Origin of the sequence: Azospirillum sp. 11R-A, assembly GCF_049472615.1 — a bacterium.
Classification (GTDB): Bacteria; Pseudomonadota; Alphaproteobacteria; order Azospirillales; family Azospirillaceae; genus Azospirillum; species Azospirillum palustre.
Window position 1 is genome coordinate 65 of record NZ_JBCEBL010000004.1, and the last position, 16,039, is coordinate 16,103.

At 67.6% G+C, this 16,039-nt stretch carries 13 protein-coding genes; 6 read left to right on the forward strand and 7 right to left on the reverse strand.

The genetic code is table 11. From position 1 onward, the window contains the following. Together VH569_RS07690 and tauD are read left to right on the forward strand one after the other, a co-directional pair. Positions 1–346, forward strand: a 346-nt coding sequence (locus VH569_RS07690; RefSeq protein ID WP_423314806.1) for an ABC transporter permease subunit, incomplete at its 5' end; no start/stop codon positions are given. A 57-nt stretch (positions 347–403) separates the two neighbouring features. Next, positions 404–1,255 carry a taurine dioxygenase gene (gene tauD, locus VH569_RS07695; RefSeq protein ID WP_423314807.1) on the forward strand — a complete coding sequence of 284 codons (852 nt, stop codon included), beginning with the start codon at positions 404–406 and terminating at the stop codon, positions 1,253–1,255. Positions 1,256–1,306: 51 nt separating this feature from the next. Here the strand turns inward: tauD and VH569_RS07700 are convergent, their stop codons facing one another. Next, positions 1,307–3,667, reverse strand: a complete 2,361-nt coding sequence (locus VH569_RS07700) for an Orn/Lys/Arg decarboxylase N-terminal domain-containing protein (protein WP_423314808.1) — start codon at positions 3,665–3,667, stop codon at positions 1,307–1,309. A 27-nt stretch (positions 3,668–3,694) separates the two neighbouring features. Continuing rightward, the gene (locus VH569_RS07705) at positions 3,695–4,351 is read right to left on the reverse strand and encodes a GNAT family N-acetyltransferase (protein WP_423314809.1); all 657 of its coding nucleotides are present in this window, start codon (positions 4,349–4,351) and stop codon (positions 3,695–3,697) included. 190 nt (positions 4,352–4,541) lie between these two features. Between VH569_RS07705 and VH569_RS07710 the strand changes: the two genes are divergently transcribed. Beyond that, the gene (locus tag VH569_RS07710; RefSeq protein WP_109051646.1) at positions 4,542–5,552 is read left to right on the forward strand and encodes a CorA family divalent cation transporter; all 1,011 of its coding nucleotides are present in this window, start codon (positions 4,542–4,544) and stop codon (positions 5,550–5,552) included. A gap of 124 nt (positions 5,553–5,676) precedes the next feature. Next, positions 5,677–6,687 (forward strand): C-terminal binding protein, encoded by a 1,011-nt coding sequence (locus VH569_RS07715; RefSeq protein WP_423314810.1) that lies wholly within the window; start codon positions 5,677–5,679, stop codon positions 6,685–6,687. Positions 6,688–6,735: 48 nt separating this feature from the next. On the opposite strand, the gene VH569_RS07720 is transcribed toward VH569_RS07715, so the two are convergent. Genes VH569_RS07720 through VH569_RS07740 form a run of 5 tightly spaced genes read right to left on the reverse strand, consistent with a single transcriptional unit; the run spans position 6,736 to position 11,858 of the window. Further along, a complete protein-coding gene (locus tag VH569_RS07720) occupies positions 6,736–7,800 on the reverse strand; it encodes a malate/lactate/ureidoglycolate dehydrogenase (RefSeq protein WP_423314811.1) in 1,065 nt (354 codons plus the stop codon). Next, on the reverse strand, positions 7,797–9,077 hold the full coding sequence (locus VH569_RS07725; RefSeq protein ID WP_423314812.1) for a threonine synthase: 1,281 nt from the start codon (positions 9,075–9,077) through the stop codon (positions 7,797–7,799). The genes VH569_RS07720 and VH569_RS07725 overlap by 4 nt, the downstream gene beginning before the upstream one ends. Further along, on the reverse strand, positions 9,078–9,989 hold the full coding sequence (locus VH569_RS07730) for an ABC transporter permease (RefSeq protein ID WP_423314813.1): 912 nt from the start codon (positions 9,987–9,989) through the stop codon (positions 9,078–9,080). Further along, positions 9,986–10,822, reverse strand: a complete 837-nt coding sequence (locus VH569_RS07735; protein WP_423314814.1) for an ABC transporter ATP-binding protein — start codon at positions 10,820–10,822, stop codon at positions 9,986–9,988. The genes VH569_RS07730 and VH569_RS07735 overlap by 4 nt, the downstream gene beginning before the upstream one ends. Positions 10,823–10,826: 4 nt before the next feature. After that, positions 10,827–11,858, reverse strand: a complete 1,032-nt coding sequence (locus VH569_RS07740) for an ABC transporter substrate-binding protein (RefSeq protein ID WP_423314815.1) — start codon at positions 11,856–11,858, stop codon at positions 10,827–10,829. Positions 11,859–12,340: 482 nt separating this feature from the next. On the opposite strand from VH569_RS07740, the gene VH569_RS07745 reads away from it, so the two are divergent. After that, on the forward strand, positions 12,341–14,503 hold the full coding sequence (locus tag VH569_RS07745) for a type I secretion system permease/ATPase (protein ID WP_423314816.1): 2,163 nt from the start codon (positions 12,341–12,343) through the stop codon (positions 14,501–14,503). Beyond that, positions 14,490–15,962, forward strand: coding sequence for an HlyD family type I secretion periplasmic adaptor subunit (locus VH569_RS07750; protein WP_423314817.1), 1,473 nt, complete (start codon positions 14,490–14,492; stop codon positions 15,960–15,962). Before VH569_RS07745 ends, VH569_RS07750 begins: the two co-directional genes overlap by 14 nt. Positions 15,963–16,039 lie beyond the last annotated feature (77 nt).

Here is a 16,039-nt window from a genome sequence, read left to right on the forward strand (position 1 = left end):
GTCCGCCGCGGTGCCATCCAGCCGGAACCCAGCCTTGGAGCCGTCGAAGGCGTCGGTAGTCATTAGCCGCTGGCAGCTGTTCCGCGCCATCGTGCTGCCCAGTGCCCTGCCGGAAATCCTGACCGGCCTGCGCATCGGCATCGGCGTCGGCTGGAGCACGCTGGTCGCGGCGGAACTGATCGCCGCCACCCGCGGCATCGGTTTCATGATCATGTCCGCCTCGCATTTCCTCGCCACCGACGTGGTCTTCGTCGGCATCGGCATCATTGCGGTCTTCGCCTTCGCCTTTTCTTACGGAATGCGCCTGCTGGAAGCGTGGCTGGTGCCGTGGAAGGGCAAGTCCTGAGGGCGGCCGGCCGCCGGACTTTCAAAAACCGCCATACAAGAAGATTGGGGAACCGCCATGCCAGACATCGCCTTGTCCGCCCTGACCGTCACGCCCGTCAGCCCCGCCATCGGGGCGCGGGTGGAGGGGATCGACCTCTCCCGCCCGCTGTCGGACAGCGAAGCGGCGGCGCTGGAGCGGGCGCTGGTCGCCCATCAGGTACTGTTCTTCGAAAACCAGCCGCTGACGCCGCAGGCGCAGCGCGACTTCGCCGTCCGCTTCGGCCAGCTGCACGTCCATCCGATCTATCCGAAGGTGCCCGAGCAGCCGGAGATCATGGTGTTGGACACCGGGCCGCACAACCCGACCGACAACGACGTCTGGCACACCGACGTCACCTGCATCGAAACGCCGCCGGCCATCGTCGCCCTGTCGGGCAAACTGATTCCGCCTATCGGCGGCGACACGGTGTGGGCCAGCAACATCGCCGCCTACAACGGACTGTCGGAACCGATCCGCCGCCTGCTGGAGCCGCTGAAGGCGCTGCACGACTTTACCCGCTCCTTCCCGGAGTGGCGCCACAACGGCGATCCCGAGACTCATGCCCGCTGGAAGACGGCGCGCGACAAGCATCCGGCTGTGGTGCATCCGGTCATCCGCACCCATCCGGTCAGTGGGGCCAAGGCGCTGTTCGTGAACGAGAACTTCACGTCCCGCATCGTCGGGCTGAGCGACCGGGAAAGCGCCGCGATCCTTGAGTTCCTGTACGACCACATCAGCCGCCCGGAATTCACCGTGCGCTGGCGCTGGAAGGAGGACGATCTGGTGCTGTGGGACAACCGGTCGACCCAGCATTACGCGGTGAACGACTATTCGCCGCACCGCCGCATCATGCACCGCGCCACCGTGCTGGGCGACCGGCCCTATTGAAGATTGGAGAGGAGGCGGTTCGAACCGCCTCCTCCAAATCCCGGCGCGGGTTCAGTCCGCGCCGGGTTCGCGCACGACATAGGTGTAGAAGCGGATCGACCCGTCGGGTTCCGTCTCGCGGTACAGGCCCTGGATTTCGTTGTCGAAGCCGGGGAAGCGGTTGGCGCCTTCCTGGAAGACCTGGAGATATTCGATCATCGGCCGGGCATGGTCGTCCAGCCGCTCGCCCGGCACGATGGTGGCGATGCCCGGCGGGTAGACCACCCACAGGGTGGTGGCGATCCGTCCGGCGATGCGGTCGATGGGCAGGTAATCCACGTCGTTGCGCACCAGATGCCGCACCGCTTCGCGCGGCGGCATCACCATGGCGGGCAGATGGTCGGGGCGGAACATGCGGCGCTGCAGGTCGTTGGTGCCGCGCTCGCGATAATAGGCGTGCATCTCCGCGCACAGGTCGCGCAGCCGGCGGCCAGTGTAGCGGGCCGGGCGGCGGGCGACGAATTCCGGGATCACGTCCTCCAGCAGCGCATTGTCGTCGTGCAGCCGCTTGAACGCCACCAGTGCACTCAGCAGCGTGCCGGCCTTGCTCGATTCCACGCCGGGCGTCAGCAGGAAGAGGATCGAGTTGAGGTCGTTCTTCTCCGGAACGATGCGGTTCTCGCGCAGATACTGCGCCACCACCGGGGCCGGGATGCCGTGGTCCTCATAGGCCCCGGTGCGGCGGTCGAAACCGGGGGTGAGCAGGGTCAGCTTGTTGGGGTCGGTCATCGCATAGCCGGCCGCCACATGGCGGAAGCCGTGCCAGTCCGCCCCCGGCACGAATTCCCAATGCCGCACGTCGGAGGCCAGCGCGTCGGTCGGCACGTCTTCCCACGCCACTGTGGTTCCCGTCGTGGCGCCGCCGACCTCCACCCGGTCGGGCACGAAGGGGTCGAAGAACCAGCGGCGCGCCGGGTCGCTCTCGCGCTCGTCGAACTCGCGGCGGATGGCGCGCAGCTTCTTGCGCAGCTCGATGCCGAGCCGGATGGTGTCGTCCCACAGCACCTCGCCGGACTTACCCTTCATCATCTGCGCGCCGACATCGAGCGAGGCGAACAGCGGGTAGAAGGGCGAGGTCGAGGCGTGCAGCAGGAAGGTTTCGTTGAAGCGGCGATGCTCCACCCGGCGGCGCTGGCCCTTGATGTGGCTGTCCTTCACATGGATCTGCGAGGCCTGGGAGAAGCTCGCCAGCTGCTTGTGGGTCGACTGGGTGGCAATGATGCCGGGGTGCCCGTCATGCAGGCCGTCCAGCCCCATGGCGAAGCGGCCCTTGAACAGCGGGTGGAACTTCAGGAAGCCGGCCCACGCCTCGTCGAAGAGGATGTAGTCGCAGAGATGGCCGATCTTCGCCAGGATGGTCTCGGCGCTGTAGATGGTGCCGTCGTAGCTGCATTGCTGGATCACCGCGGCGCGGAACGGCCGCTCCCGCTTCCAGGCGTCCGGGTCCTTGACCAGGGGGTTTTTGCGGATCTTCTCGCGGATGCGTTCCTCGTCCAGCGCCTCGTGGTCGATGGGACCGATCAGGCCGTAGGGGTTGCGGTCGGTCTCCAGGAAGATCGGGATGCCGCCACCGAGGAACAGCCCGCCATGGTGGGCGGCCTTGTGGTTGTTGCGGTCGAAGAGGACGAGGTCATCCTCCGCCACCAGCGCCGACAGCACGATCTTGTTGGAGGCCGAGGTGCCGTTGAGCACGAAGTAAGTGCGCTCGGCACCGAAGATCTTGGCGGCTTCCTTCTGCGCCTTCAGCGCCGGCCCCTCATGGACCAGCAGGTCGCCCATCTCCAGCACCGAGTTGTCGATGTCGTCGCGGAACACCGCCTCGCCCAGATGCTCGACGAAGATGCGGCCGATGGGGCTGCGGCTGTAGAAGATGCCGCCATTGTGGCCGGGGCAGGTCCACAGCTGGTTGCCTTCCTCGGCATAATCCACCAGTTCGCCGAAGAACGGCGTCTTCAGCGTCTCGGCATACTGCTTGAGGCGGGAGACGAGGTTCTTGGCGATGAACTCCGGCGTTTCCTCGGCCAGGAAGACATAGCCGTCGACCTGATTGAGCACGTCGACCGGGATGTTCTCCAGCCGCTGGCGGCGGACCAGCAGGATGATCGGCATCTCCAGCCCGCGCTTGCGCGCCAGCGCGATCAGCGAGGCCGGCTTGCCCTCCAGCCCGCGCTTGCCCCAATCGACGATCATGCAGCCGATGGCGGCGTCGGTGCGGATCGCCAGCTCGGCATCCTCGACGCGGCGCGTCCGCACCACCTCGAAGCCGATGCGCTCGACCTCGGCGACGATCTGCTGCACGCGCACGCCTTCCAGCTCGTCGGCGTCGAAGGCCGGGGCGCAGACGAGGAAGGAGAAGCGTCGAAAGAAATCCATGGGGGAACTCCGGGGGATGGAAGGCTGTCAGTCGCCGGCCTGGACGGTGCCGCCGCGATGGTCGTCGGGCAGCGCGCCGTCGGCGGGGCCGAGCGCGCGCTGGAGGAAGACGCTGTCGGTCCAGCGGCCGAACTTGAAACCGACCGAGCGCAGAACGCCGGCCTGCTCGAAGCCGCAGGACTCATGCAGGCGCAGCGACGGGGCGTTGGCGCTGTCGACCACGGCGACCATCTGCCGGCAGCCGGCGACGGTGCAGGCATCGACCAGCGCCGACAGCAGCCGGCGGCCGATGCCGAGGCCCTGGAAATCCTTATGAACGTAGATCGAGTGTTCGACCGTGTAGCGGTAGGCCGGGCGCTTGCGGAACGGCGCCGCATAGGCGTAGCCGGCGATGGCGCTGTCGAGATCGGCCACCAGATGCGGCAGGCGGCGCTTCAGCATCGCCTTGCGCCGGCGCTTCAGCTCTTCCGGGTGCAGCGGCTCGATGTCGAAGGGGCCGAGGCCGTGCTGGATATGGTAGCCGTAGATCTCCAGCATCGCCGGCACGTCCGACTCGGTGGATTGGCGGATCACGGGATGCTGCGAGTCGGACCGGAGTCGGCCGACAGGGTCTTGGATATGGCGGGCAAAATCGCAGGCGTCCATGTCGTGGGCGCCGGCGGCGGTCTCGGTCCTCACGGTCATGCCCCTGTCGAATGGTGACGCCCGCGCGTTGATGCCGCAAAACGCGCGACAGGGTGATGACGGTTTCAAGACGGTCTTGTTGCAGTTGCTCCAAGCGCCCAAGGACGAGGTTGCGCCACACGTCCGCCGGCGTATCCTGCCCGCCGGCCGGCACCCAGCCGGCGAAGAGGCAATGGAAGGTTCGCCGGGTATGGCAGTGCCAATCAAGCTCGATACCGGGACCGACCTGATCTGCGGTTATTTCCTAACCCCCGATGCGCCGCCGGTGCCGGTGTCCTTCGATGAGATCGACGCGGCGCAGCGGCGCAGCGGCGGTGTGCTGTGGCTGCACTTCAATCTCGCCTCCGCGCGGGCGCGCGACTGGCTGGACCGCAAGAGCGGGCTCGACGAGTTTGCCCGCGAGATCCTGTTGGACGCCAAGGACGACCGGACGCGGCTGGAGCCGTTCGACGACGGCTTCCTCGCCGTGCTGAGCGACATGCATTACGACTTCAAGTTCGAGCCGTCGGACATCGGCACCCTGCGCCTGTTCATGGACGAACGCCGCATCGTCAGTTGCCGGCGGCATCCGCTGAAGGCGATCGACCGCCTGCGCAAGTCCCTGCACGACCAGGGCTGCTACGGCAGCACCGCCGCCCTGATGGCCGAGTTGATCGACATGCTGGCCGACACGCTGGGCGAGGTGGTGACGCGGGCCGAAGCCGATCTGGACAAGGTGGAGGACACCGTGCTGGCCGAACGCTACCAGCTCGCCCGGCAGCGGCTGGGCCAGCTGCGCCAGCTGATCGTCAGGCTGCGCCGCCATGTCTCGCCGCAGCGTGCGGCGCTGGGCCGGCTCGCCACCAGCGGAGTGCCCTGGATCGACGACGACGACCGCGCCCGCCTGGGTCATTCGGTCGAGAAATTCGCCGGGGTGCTCTACGACATCGAGGCGTTGCAGGACCGGGCCAAGGTTTTGCAGGACGAGCTTCTCGCCCGTGTCGCCGACCAGCAGAACCACAGCCTGCATGTGCTGGCGGTGGTGACCGTGATCTTCGCGCCGATGACCCTGATCTCGGGCATCTTCGGCATGAATGTGGCGGGGGTGCCGGGGGTCGGCGCCATCGAGGATCATGTCTCGCCGCACGCCTTCTGGTGGGTGATGCTGTCGATCCTGCTGTCCGGTCTCGCCATGCTGTTCTTCCTGCGCCCGCGCAAGTGAAACCGGAGCCTTTCGCGTGAGGCGGTCATTTCCTATTGCGCAAAGCGGCAATCGGCTTTGAAAATCCAGTGCGGCATGGGAAAATGACGGACACTTGGTTCGAACGGTGACGGGAGCGATGGGGATGGGGCAGCACAGCGCCGGGCGGTTGGTCGTCGGGGTCACCGACCACATGATTCCACCTCCCGATCTGGAGGCCGCCGTGCTGGACGGGTTTGCGGAGGTCGATTTTCTCGACTGCCGGCGGGAGGAGGATCTCGACCCGGACCGCCTTGCCCGCCTGGATGCCCTGCTGGTGTGGAGCACACGCATCGGCCCCGCCACCGTCGAGCGGTTGAAGCGTTGCCGGATCGTCGTGCGGTTCGGCGTCGGCTATGACCGGGTCGATGTCGCGGCGCTGGAGGCCGCCGGGATTCCCTTCTGCAACAACCCCGATTACGGGACGGAGGAGGTCGCCGACCACGCCGTCGCCATGATCCTGTCGCTGCAACGCCGGCTGTGGGAGCATGATGCCTGCGCCCGCGGCTACACGACGGCATGGCAGGCGAACACCTTGACCCCGCTGCGCCGGTCCAACGTCGCGACGGTCGGAGTGGTCGGGGTCGGACGGATCGGCACCGCGGTGGTGAACCGGCTGAAGGGCTTCGGCCACCGCATCCTGGGCTACGATCCGTTCCAGCCTGCCGGGCACGAGAAGGCTGTCGGCTATCGCCGCGTCCGCCGGCTGGAGGAACTGCTGGCAGAGTCCGACATCGTCACCTTCCACTGTCCGCTGAACGGCGAGACGCGCGGCCTGCTGAACGAGGCCACCCTGGCGGCAATGAAGCCGGGCGCCATCCTGGTCAACACCGCGCGCGGCGAGCTGTTCGCCGGGCTGGATCCGCTGGAGGCGGCCCTGCGCAGCGGCCGGCTCGCCGCCGTCGGGACCGACGTGCTGCCGGTCGAGCCGCCGGCCCCCCACCCGCTGCTGGATGCATGGCGGGCGCGGGAGGATTGGCTCGCCGGGCGGCTGGTGGTGACGCCGCACAACGCCTTCCACTCCGATCAGGCAGCGGTGGAGATGCGGCGCAACGCGGCGGAGACGGTGCGGCTGTTCCTTGAGGACGGGATCTTGCGGAACCGGATCACCGCCTGACCGGATGGGGCGGAGCAGGCGATGGGGCGGAGCGGAACTCCGCCCCGTTCAACCCTCCAGCAACCCCTGCACATCCAGCCCGAGCCCGCCGCCGATGCGGTGCAGTGCCGCGACCGTGTCGGGGTCGAGCGCGATACCGCGGTCCATGGCGGCCATGCGGTGCAGCGCCTCCGGTTCGCCGGGAATGCTGACGCCGTCGCTGCCGGGGGCGACGGGCGTGTCGGCGACATGGTCGAGCACGGCGTCGGTCAGGGTCTGCCATTCCGGTCCGGCCACCCGGTTGGGGTCGATGACGAAGGCCAGCGCGTTGTTGACCACCCGGCCCGGTCGCAGGTTTTCCGGCAAAGCGGGCAGGCCGCCGGCCAGGGCACCCGCCAGGATTTCACAGGCCAGTGCCAGACCGTAGCCCTTGTGGCCGCCGAAGGGCAGGATGGCGCCGGTCGGCTCGGTGAACATCACGGCCGGATCGCGCGTCGGCCGTCCGTCCGGGTCGAGCAGCAGGCCATCCTCCACCTCCTTGCCCAGAGAGGCGGCGATCCGGCATTTGTTGGCGGCGATGGCGCTGGTGGCGAAATCGAGCAGGAAGGGTGCGAATCCCGGCGTGCCGGGAACGGCGATGCAGACCGGATTTGTGCCCAGTCGTGGCCTGCCGCCGCCATGCGGAGCCGCCAGCGGACGGCTGACCACATTGACGAAGTAGAGGCCGATCAGACCGGCGGCGATGCACTGCTCGCCATAGGAGCCGACGCGGCCGATATGGTGGGCGTTGCGCAATGCCAGAATGCAGGCGCCGCCGGCCCTGGCCCGCTCGATGGCGAGGTCGGTCGCCTCCCGCGCGATCACCTGCCCATAGCCGACATCGCCGTCGACCACCAGAAAAGGCGCCTCGTCGCGGACGATGCGGGCATGGCGGTTGGGCTGGAGATGGCCAAGCTCAAGGCTGCGGGCATAGACGGCGATCTGGCAGACGCCGTGGCTGGCATGGCCGCGGGCATCGGCCTCCACCAGATTGGCGGCGACGATGGCCGCCTCCTCCGCCGAGCTGCCGCTGCGGCGGAGAATGGCGTCGAGCGTCGCGACCAGCCGGTCCGGGCGGTAACGCACCTCGCTCATCGTCCGCTGTCCTGAAAGAGCGAATAGTCGATGGGCCGGGTGCGGTCGAGCGTGCGGTGCACCGGCGGCAGCGGGTATTTCAGGCCGGTGGCGCAGTTGAACAGGACGGCGCGTTCCTCCTTGCCGACCCGGCCGTCGGCCAGAGCCTGTTTATAGGCGGCGTAGGTCGCGGCGCCTTCGGGGCAGAGCAGGAAGCCTTCCTCCCGCGCCACCTCGTTCAACGCGGCCTGAATGGCGTCGTCGGGCACGGCGATGGCGAAGCCGCCGCTCTCGCGCACGGCGCGCAGGATCAGGAAATCGCCGACCGCCTGCGGCACCCGGATGCCCGACGCGATGGTGTGGGCGTCCTCCCAGCGCGGGGCATGCTCCTCCCCCTGTTCCCAGGCGCGCACCATCGGCGCGCAGCCGGCGGCCTGGACCGCCACCATGCGCGGGCGCTTCGCGCCGATGAAGCCGATGGCCTCCAGCTCGGCGAAGGCCTTCCACATGCCGATCAGGCCGGTGCCGCCGCCAGTGGGATAGAAGATGACGTCCGGCACCTCCCAGCCCAGCTGCTCGGCAAGCTCCAGCCCCATCGTCTTCTTGCCCTCGATCCGGTAGGGCTCCTTCAAGGTGGAGACGTCGAACCAGCCGACCTTGGCCTTGCCCTCGCCGACGATCTTCCCGCAATCGTCGATCAGGCCGTTGACGCGGTAGACGGTGGCGCCTTGCAGTTCGATCTCCGACACGTTCACCTCCGGCGTGTCGGCCGGGCAGAAGATGGTGGTGCGGATGCCGGCGCGGGTGGCGTAGGCGGCCAGCGCCGCCCCGGCATTGCCGTTGGTCGGCATCGCCATGTGCTTGATGTTGAAGGCTTTCGCCATCGATACCGCCATCACCAGCCCGCGCGCCTTGAAAGAGCCGGTCGGCAGCCGTCCCTCGTCCTTCACCAGCAGCTCCGCCGCACCGAGCCGCTTCGCCAGCCGGGGCAGCGGCACCAGCGGGGTCACCGCCTCGCCCAGGCTGACGATGTCCTCGACCTTGCGGACGGGCAGAAGCTCGCGGTAGCGCCACAGATCCTGCGGGCGTTCGGACAGCGAGCTTTTGGTCAGCGTCTGCTTCACGCCGTTCAGGTCGTAGCGGACCAGCAGCGGCTTGCCGGCGCGCGACAGGTTGTGGACGGTGTCGGCCTCGTACCGCTCGCCGGTGTAGGCGCATTCCAGATGGGTGACGAAGGTCGGGCGCTCGACCGTCAGGTTGGAATCGAAGCGCACCGGGTTGATGTCTTGGAAAGCCATTTAGCGGACCATGCCCCATTTGCGGACCGTGTGGATCTCGATCCACCGGAAGACGACGTTTTCGACCAGCAGGCCGATCAGGATGACGGTGACGAGTCCGGCGAAGACCTTGTCGATGTAAAGCTCGTTGCGGTTCTGGAAGATGAACCAGCCGAGCCCGCCCTTGCCGGAGGACACGCCGAACACCAGTTCCGCCGCGATCAGCGTCCGCCAGGCGAAGGCCCAGCCGACCTTGAGGCCGGTGAGGATCGCCGGGAAAGCCGCCGGGATCAGCAGCGTGACGACATAGCGAAAGCTCCCCAGCCCGTAGTTCCGCCCGGCCATCCGTAGGGTTTCGGACACCGAGGTGAAGCCGGCATGGGTGTTCAGCGCCAGCGGCCACAGCACGGCATGGACCAGCACGAAGATCAGGCTGATCTCACCCAGTCCGAACCACAGCATGGCGATCGGCAGCAAGGCGATGGCCGGCAGCGGGTTGAACATCGAGGTCAGCGTCGACAGCAGGTCGTTACCGATGCGGGTGGAAACGGCGACCGTGGTCAGCAGCACGGCCAGCACCACCGCAACCGCATAACCCTTCAGCAACACCGCCAGCGAGGTCCAGGCCATCGACAGCAGAGTGTCGCGGCGGATGGCGTCCCACAGTGCCGCCGCGGTGTCGGTGAAGGTCGGGAACATCAGCGGGTTGTTCTGCCAGACCGCCGCCGCCTGCCACAACGCCGCGACCGCCGCCAGCACCAGCAGCCGGCGCAGCGCGGTGACGTTGCCGAGCCGCTCCCACGGGGACAGCGGGCGGGCGACGTCGCCGATGGGGCCGGTGGCGGTGACGGTGCGCTCATACTCCGGGCGCAGCGGCGGCTCGCGCCGGCCGCCGGGGGGAAGAGGGCGCGGGGAAAAGGACAGGTCGGTCATGCGTGGGCCCCCTTCACGCCGCCTTCGACATCCTCGGCGAACAGCATGGTGTGGATGCGGTTGGCAAGGCTCTGGAACTCCGCCCCGCCGACGGCGCCATGGTCGTAGCCGTCGCAGTTGACCTCCGCCTTCACCTGTCCCGGATGGGGCGACAGCACCAGGATGCGCGATCCGACGACCAGCGCCTCCTCGATGGAATGGGTAACGAACAGCACGGTGAAGCGCAAATCGTCCCACAGTTGCAGCAGCTCCTCCTGCATCTTGCGCCGGGTCAGCGCGTCGAGCGCCGCGAAGGGCTCGTCCATCAGCAGGATGTCCGGCTCCATCGCCATGGCGCGGGCGATGGCGACTCGCTGCTTCATGCCGCCCGACAGCATGTGCGGGTGGACGTCGGCGAACTTTGTCAGGTTCACCCGGGCGATGCAGTCGAGCACCTTTTCCTCCGCCTCCCGCCGCTTGGCCTTGCCGCTGGCCAGCAGGGGGAACATGACGTTCTCCTTGACCGTCTTCCAGGGCGGAAGCTGGTCGAATTCCTGAAAGACCATCATGCGGTCGGGGCCGGGCTTCGTCACCGTGCGACCGTTCAGGCGGATCGCCCCCTCCACCGGCTGGAGAAAGCCGCCGACCGCCTTCAGCAGGGAGGATTTGCCGCAGCCCGACGGTCCCAGCAGGACATAGCGTTCGGACTGGAACACCTGGAAATCGACGCGGTAGGTCGCGGTGACGAGGTGGCGGCGCGTCTTGTATTGCAGGGTGACGCCGGACACGTCGAGCAGCGGCCGTTCGGACAGGCCGTCGCTGTCGACGCTGTGCGGGTAGGTCAGCGCGTTCATCGCGTCAGCTCCCGGTGCCGTCATGCAGGTCGTCGAAGAAGTAATCCTTCCACGAGGCCGGCTTGTTCTTGATCGCGCCGACCTTGTGCATGAAATCGGCGAAGGCCTCCGTCCGGTTGGGCGTGACGGTGAAGCGGATGTCGGGGTCGTTCAGCAGGCGCAGGATGTAGGCCTTGTCCAGGCTGCCCTTGTTCTGCGCCAGATAGGCGTCCGCCGCCGCGTCATGGTTGGCGTTGATCAGATCCATCGCTTCCCGGAGCGCATCGAGGAAGGCCCGGTAGGTCTTCGGGTTCTCGTCGCGGAAGGACTGCTTGCTCCAGATCAGGTTGAAGCTGTGCGGGCCGCCCAGCACGTCGTAAGAACTGACGACCTTGTGGATCTTCGGGTCGTCCAACTGCTGGTACTGGAAGGGCGGGCTGGAGAGATGCGCGGTGATGCCGCCGCTGCCCGATAGCAGGGCCGCCGTGGCGTCGGGATGCGGCATCGACACGGTCAGCTTGTCGAGCGCATCGAATTTGCCGGCGCCAAGCTCCTTCTCCACCGCCATTTGCAGGACGCGGGCCTGAACCCCGACCTTCACCGCCGGCAGCGCGATCCTGTCGGCATCGGTGAAGTCCTTCAGCGTCTTGACCTTCGGATTGTTGGTGGTCAGGAACAGCGGCATGTCGTTCAGCGACGCGATGGCCTTGACGTTGGCGCTGCCCTTGGTGCGGTCCCAGATGGTCAGGAGCGGCCCGACCCCGGCGGACCCCAGATCGATGCTGCCGGACAGCAGCGCATCGTTCATCGCCGCGCCGCCGGACAGCTGGACCCAGTCCACCGTGACGTCGAGGCCAAGAGCCTTGCCGTGCTTCTCGATCAGCTGGTTGTGGCGCAGCACATGCAGCGGCAGATAGCCCAGGCCATACTGCTCGGCGATCCGGATGCGCCCTCCGGCGGCCGCGGGCGTCGCGATGGCCGACGTCACCAGCAGCCCCATCACCGATGCGGCGACCGCCGCTAAGGCACGGCGGTTGAGGCGTCCTGACTGTCGCATGGCGATGCTCCCATATGTCCATAAATCTACTAGAAAATATGGGAACATGATTCTGTTGCGCGGTCAACAGTGTAGAAACCTGTCGCGTTTCCACAGGAATAAACGCGGCATGAATGGATTTTCTAACGGAGTGTGGTGAGGACACTCAATCAGGGTCACGCCAATAAGGTGCTCGAAGCTCATTTCCGGACGCACAGCGGGATGTCGATGTAAACAATTTTAGCAAAATTCCCTTAATATCATTAAGGGAATATCATCTTAGGTAGAGAAGGCCGCCGCAACGGCAATTTATCTTGATTGCAACGCAACCACTTTGCTATTTGGTGGTATTAAAGTCTCACACGCTCGTAATAAGACGTTCCGTTCCGAGTAAGCGCGCGCAGATCGGGTGAGCGAACGGGAAATCTCTCCGGAGTTGTCCGTTCCCCATGGCGTGTCCGCGGATTCGGGCCGGCGCCGGTATCCAGATCAGGAAACGAGGCATGCCGCGTCTGGTTGAGGACAGCGTGACTCCGGACACCGGATTGTCATGCCTTATCTTCATGTTGCGCCTGATGGGCCATCCCGCCGATCCGGAGCAGATCCGTCACGATCATGCCGTTCGTGGCCGGGCGATGGAGACGCTGGACATCCTGCGCGCCGCAAAGCGCTTCGGCCTGAAGGCGCGATCCGTCACCACAAGCTGGGATCGGCTGGCCGCCACGCCGTTGCCGGCCATCGCCAAGCGCCGTGACGGGCGCTACTTCATCATCGCCAAGATCGACGGCGACCGGGTGCTGATCCAGGACCCGCTCGAATCGAAGCCGCTGGCCCTGCCGCGCGCGGTGGTCGAACCGGCCTGGGCGGGCGAACTGGTGCTGATGGCGCGCCGGGCCGGGCTGGATCTGGCGCAGGTCCGTTTCGGTATCGGCTGGTTCGTGCCGGCACTGCTGAAATACCGGCGGCTGTTTTCGGAAATCCTGCTCGCCTCCTTCATGCTGCAGGTGTTCGGGCTGATCAGCCCGCTGTTCTTCCAGGTCGTCGTCGACAAGGTGCTGGCCCATCGCAGCCTGACCACGCTGGACATCCTGGTCGTCGGCCTCGTCGTGGTCTCGCTGTTCGAAACGGTGCTGGGCGGCCTGCGCAGCTATCTGTTCTCGCACACCACCAGCCGGGTCGACGTCACGCTGGGCGCCCGGCTGTTCGACCATCTGCTGGCGCTGCCGCTGCCCTATTTCCAGGCGCGCCGGGTCGGCGACAACGTGGCGCGGGTGCGCGAGCTGGACCGCATCCGCGATTTTCTGACCGGATCGGCCCTGACCCTGGTCATCGATCTGGTCTTCACGGTCGTCTTCCTGGCGGTGATGTGGTGGTACAGCCCGGCCCTGACCGGGATCGTGCTGGCGTCCCTGCCGGTCTATGCCGCGATCAGCCTTGCCGTCACCCCGGTCCTGCGGCGGCGGCTGGAGGCCAAATTCGCCCTGGGGGCGGAGAACCAGGCCTTTCTGGTCGAGAGCATCTCCGGCATCGAGACGCTGAAGGCGATGGCGGTGGAGCCGGAGATGCGCCGCCATTGGGAGGAGAGGCTGGCCGCCTATGTCGGCGCCGCCTTCCGCGCGTCCAGCCTGGGGGTGGTCGCCGGCCAGGGCGTCCAACTCGTGTCGAAGCTGACCATGGCGGCCCTGCTCTATGTCGGCGCGCAGGAGGTGATCGACGGCGCGCTCACCATCGGCGCGCTGGTGGCGGTGAACATGCTGGCTGGCCGCGTGTCGTCGCCGGTGCTGCGGCTGGCCCAGCTGTGGAACGATTTCCAGCAGGCCCGCGTCTCCGTCGAACGGCTGGCCGACATCCTCAACACCACGCCGGAGCCGGCGGCCAAGCCCGGCCGGCTGCCGTTGCCCGCGATCCGCGGCCGCATCCGCTTCGACCGGGTCGGTTTCCGCTATCGCCCCGATGCCTCGCCCACCTTGCAGGGCATCGATCTGACGGTGGAGGCGGGGGAGACGGTCGGCATCGTCGGCTCGTCGGGGTCGGGGAAAAGCACGCTGACCAAGCTGGTGCAGCGGCTCTATGTCCCGGAATCCGGCCGGGTGCTGATCGACGACGTGGATCTGTCGCTGGTGGACGTGGCGTGGCTGCGGCGGCAGATCGGCGTCGTCCTCCAGGAGAATGTGCTGTTCAACCGGTCGATCCGCGACAACATCGCGCTGGCCGATCCCGGCATGCCGATGGAGCGGATCGTCGAGGCGGCGCGGCTGGCCGGGGCGGACCGCTTCATCCTGGGCCTGCCGGAAGGCTACGACACGGTGATCGGTGAGCGCGGCTCCAGCCTGTCGGGCGGACAGCGCCAGCGCGTCGCCATCGCCCGCGCGCTCGCCACCGATCCACGCATCCTGATCTTCGACGAGGCGACCAGCGCGCTGGACGTCGAGAGCGAGGCGGCGATCCAGGCCAACATGCGCCGCATCTGCGACAACCGCACGGTGCTGATCGTCGCCCACCGGTTGTCCACCGTGCGCGGCTGCGACCGCATCGTCACGGTGGAGGAGGGGCGGATCGCCGAGCAGGGCACCCATGACGAGCTGATCCGGCTCGGCGGACGCTATGCGGCGCTGTGGCGGATGCAGGCGGGCGGACAGGCGGAGGTCGATCATGGCGTCGCCTGAGAGCGCAGCCGAAGCGGCGCCGGCTCCCGGCGCTCCGGCCGCATCGCCCCCACAGCCATCCTCAACGCCACTTCCAGCACCGCCGCGTCCTCGTCCGCGCCGCGGGCACGAGCTGGAATTCCTGCCGGCTGCGCTGGAGGCGATGGACACGCCGCCGTCGCCCTTCGCCAGGGCGGTGTCGCTGCTGATCGTCGCCTTCGCCGTCATCGCCGTCGCCTGGGCCTGGATCGGCCACATCGACATCACCGCCGTCACCCGCGGGCGCCTCATTCCCAGCGACCGCAACAAGCTGGTGCAGACGCTGGAGCCCGGCATCGTCCGCGCCATCCGCGTCACCGAGGGACAGCAGGTGGAGCAGGGCGCGGTCCTGCTGGAACTCGACCCCACCGACAGCGCCGCCGACGCCGGCCGCGCCGAATGGGAACTGGCGGTGGCGGAGACCGAGGCGTCCCGCCTGCGGGCCGCGTTGGCCGACCGGCGCAGCTTCGATCCGCCGCCGACCGCCGACGCCGCCCTGGTGGCGCTCCAGCGCTCGATCCTCGTCAACCAGCTGACCGCCCGCGACGCGGCGCTCGACGCCATCGGCAGCCAGGAGCGCCAGCGCCGGGCGGAAATCGCCGCCTTGGCTGCCGAGAAGGCCCGGCTGGGCGCCACCCTGCCGCTGATCCGGGAGCAGGTGCAGGCCAAGCGGAACCTGTCCCAGCGCGGCTACAGCCCGCGCTTCGACCTGCTGGAGCTGGAGAAGGAGCTTGCCGAGGTCGAATATGGCGCCGTGGCCGCGAAGAACCGCGAGGCCGAGGCCGAGGCGGCGCTGAAGGGGCTGGCGGACGAGAGGCGGCGGGTGACCGCGGAGTTCGACGGCAAGGCGATGGCCGATCTCGCCGATGCCGAAAAGCGTGCCGCCGCCTTGCGCCAGGAACTGACCAAGGCGGCACGGCGGCGGGAGCGGCAGCTTCTGACCGCGCCGGTCGGCGGCATGATCCAGCAGCTTGCCGTCCACACGGTCGGCGGCGTGGTCACGGCGGCGGAGCCGCTGATGGTGATCGTGCCGGCGAACCGCACCCTGATCGTCGAAGTGCAGGTGGAAAACAAGGACATTGGCTTCCTCCATCCCGGCATGCCGGCGGAAATCAAGGTCGATGCCTTCCCCTTCACCCGTTACGGGCTGCTTCCCGGCACGGTCCTGGCGGTTTCGCACGACGTGATCCTGCCCCCCGACGGGGCGGCGGCACGCACCGGAGCGGCCGAGCCGGCGGCCACGGCCGAGCGGGACGGCCCCAAATTCTCCGCCCGCATCGCGCTGGAGCGCACCGCCATCCGCGGCGAGACCGGCGAGGACATCGCGCTGGCCCCCGGCATGGCGGTGACGGCGGAGGTGAAGACCGGCCGCCGCCGCGTCCTCGACTACCTGCTCTCCCCGGTGCTCGCCCACGTCCACGAAGCGATGCGCGAGCGATAAGACAAAAGTCCTAAGTATCAGATCCTAAGCTCACACCCTTTCTCCCGATCCGACCCACCAGCCGCAAGGCCCGGAGC